Below are 3,105 nucleotides of genomic sequence, written 5' to 3' on the forward strand. Positions count from 1 at the left end.
ATATAATGCTGCAGCATGTAGATGTGGTTATACGGATAATCTCCGGCGAGCCAGTAAGTCTCTCGGAACACCTTGAACGAATTGAGAATCGAAATCTTCACCACGAATATCATTGTTGGGGTCAAGTATACTAGCGTGATATGGTAATGCTGGCGAAGCCGGCCGGCTCCTTCAATCCTCGCCGTTTCATAGTACGAGACAGGAATCGATTGAAGTCCGGCCAGGAATAGGATCATGTCGTAGCCGATGTTTTTCCAAATGTACAAAACCACGAGCACCCCCATCGCCCAATCGGATTGCAGCCAATCAATGCGCTCCCCGTAATGGCTGTGCAGCCAGGCGTTCAGGGCGCCGTTCCAATCGAATATTATTTGCCAGACCATGATGACAGAAGCAACAGGCACGACGAGCGGCAAGATGAAGGACGTCTGCAACCACTTGCGTAGCATCAGCTGCCGGTTTAGCAGGATCGCAAGGATCAAGGATAATGCCAAGAGCAGCGGGACACTCGCACTAGTGAAGAGCAGCGTATTCCAAACCGCCTTGTGGAACGACTTGCTGCCGAGCAGCGCTGCGTAGTTGTCGAAGCCAACGAACTTGCCATCCAGCGTCGAATCCGTAAACGAATACAGGAGCCCCATCCCGAAGGGAATGATGTAGAACATTAGAAATCCGGCCGCGCTGGGGGCTAAGAAGATCCAAGCAACTGCCCCCTCCTTCCCCAGCCATGCAGGCAACCAGAGCTTACTCATTCAAATAAGTCGTGACCTTGTTCTGGATCAGCTTCGCCACGTCCTTCTCTGTTTTCTGACCGCTGAAGAAGGCTCGGCTCTCCTTCATAACGATCTCTTCGATCTTGGTAGGCTGAAAAGCTACTGGATGGACAGCTTCGGACAAGTAGCTCTCCAGCTGTTGCAACTGCGCGGGATCGACGGGAAACGTCTGCCCACTGAGAGGCCCTTCCTCATAAGCCTTGATCATACCACCGCTTAGGAGCTGCTGAACTTGCTTCTGATACACCTTCTTGTTGATCGGAAACCCGGCCCGTTCAGGTGAAGGCTGCAGTTCCTCCGACATCAGGTACTGAAGAAACGCCCAAGCTTCCTGCTTTACGGACGATTTTTCATTGATACCAATACTCAGGTAAGGGTAAAAGTACCCGCCGGTTTTCGTCCCCTCTGCTCGCGGCTTGGCATACAACCTCGATTGATTGCCGGTTTCCTTCATGGAGACGAGATAATCCCAAGCCGAATTGATATTTCGGGGCGTGAAGTACATGCCACCCCGTTGATAGACGAAGACGCCCTCCTCGTACATGATCTTCACCATCTGCATCATCTCGGTGAAAGCCGCCGTCTCGAAGTTGGACTTCCGGTTCTCTTCATCCACGAAACGGGAATAATTCTCCTTCACCATTTCGCTGAGTAGCGCCTGCATCGCCTCCTGGCCTTGAGCAGGAACTATTCCCACAGAGGTAGCGGGAACGTTATGGAGCGAGCCTTTTTTAATCAATTGCTTGAGGGTCTCGGCGTATGTTTCCCAAGTCCATTTCTTATCGTCTATATGTACCCCTGTCGGCTGAATCGCACCTTCATTCCCGATCAGGACGTTCAGGAAGAACGAGAGCGGCAGCCCGTAAAGTCCTCCATTGATCTGACTATTCTCCAGAATATTGTTGAAATAGTCGCCTCGTATGAAACCAGGATCCTTCTTCAGCATGCCGCTCAGATCGGTCAGCAGGTGCTGGCCCACATATTTCTCGCTCGGCAGCATGTCGAGAGCAAGCATGTCAGGACCTTTGCCTGACAGCATTGCCGTGTTCGTCGCGGTTATGTACTTCTTGAGCTCGGCTTCCGCATGGGCGTCGTCGGCTTGTACGTCTTGCAGCTCGATCGTAATGTTCGGATGGGCAGCCTCGTAATTCCGCTTGGCTTGCTGCAGCCGTTCATCCGGCCAGAAGGTAGAGAATACGATAGTCGCTTTCCCACCCTTCTGAGGACTCTCCTGTACTGTGCTCGTTTGTTGCGGCGCGAGCGTTTCACCCGATTTACCCAGATCGGGTACAGGCGATCCTACTGGATTGCCGCTCCCTGAAGGGCTTGAGCTGCATGCTGACATCCCGAACATGACCAGGCTAAGGCTCAGTCCGAGCCAAATCTTTGCTTTGTTCATTCTCCATCTCCATCCTTGTCTTTCAGTTTTAACATCTTCTAGATTACTTTAAGACATAGATGTTGCCGACACTAAACCAACTTGTCAACTAAATGTGTCCGGACGTGAAATTTTGAGGCACAAAAAAAAGAATCAAGCGACGTCTGGTCTCTTGATTCTTTATTTGAATTCTATCACCAAGTTCTGAATACCGATCACTGCTGCTTCGATTGGACGGGGCTTATCCTGTTCGTACATTTTCCACCCACTTAATAGCAGCTTTCCATTATCCGGACTCCACTCCATCCGATTAGGCACCATACCTTTGAAAATTTGCGTCTTGTTCAACACATTGTTCCCATACAAGGAAGCCGCATAGAGCGTGTCCTTGCTTTGTGAATACACGATCGCTTTGCGATCCGGCGACAGACGGAACATGCCGATCTGCTCCAACAGAATGGATAAAGCCGAATTACGCCGGTCATATGCATACAGTGTAGCTTCCGGTCCCATAAAGACGATTTGGTCGTTGTGTATCCACTCCACCCCACTATCCCGTGAAGCGAGATGCTCATAGGTATTCACCAACTCATTCCCCCGCCACGTACCGAATTGAACGTACGCCAGCCTGTCGATCATCTTGATGATCACGACACTTTGGGCGTCATCGGCTATATGGACAGAGACGATCGTATCCGTTGGCTTCCAGCCATTGACTGTGTAGCGCTTCATCGATCTCGCGGTAGTATCGTACACGTGGATTCCGTCTCCCCCTGACTCAGCCTTGCGCGAGAGATAAATGAGGTATCGGCCGTTATTCGACCAGCCAAGCTTCACGGAACGAATCTGATCCTTGCCTAACTGTCCGATGTCCGTCTCCTGTTGATTCACGATCGAGATCAGCTTCAAGACATAGTTGCCGTCACCCTGCTGAACGAGCGAGGCAAGAGATAG

Annotated in this window: 2 protein-coding genes and 1 pseudogene; all 3 read right to left on the minus strand. The window is 51.0% G+C overall.

The window, feature by feature from the left end; all coding sequences use genetic code 11:
* A partial coding sequence (locus AC1DWB_RS32810) for a carbohydrate ABC transporter permease (RefSeq protein ID WP_477545290.1) occupies window positions 1-752 on the minus strand: 752 nt, incomplete at its 3' end.
* Window positions 745-2,172: an ABC transporter substrate-binding protein gene (locus AC1DWB_RS32815; protein WP_477545291.1), complete on the minus strand. Its 1,428-nt coding sequence runs from the start codon at window positions 2,170-2,172 to the stop codon at window positions 745-747. The genes AC1DWB_RS32810 and AC1DWB_RS32815, both read right to left, overlap by 8 nt.
* 159 nt (window positions 2,173-2,331) lie before the next feature.
* Window positions 2,332-3,105: pseudogene (locus AC1DWB_RS32820) on the minus strand (hypothetical protein); the annotation flags it as partial.

The sequence above is a fragment of the Paenibacillus sp. P4_E11 genome, from assembly GCF_056401635.1.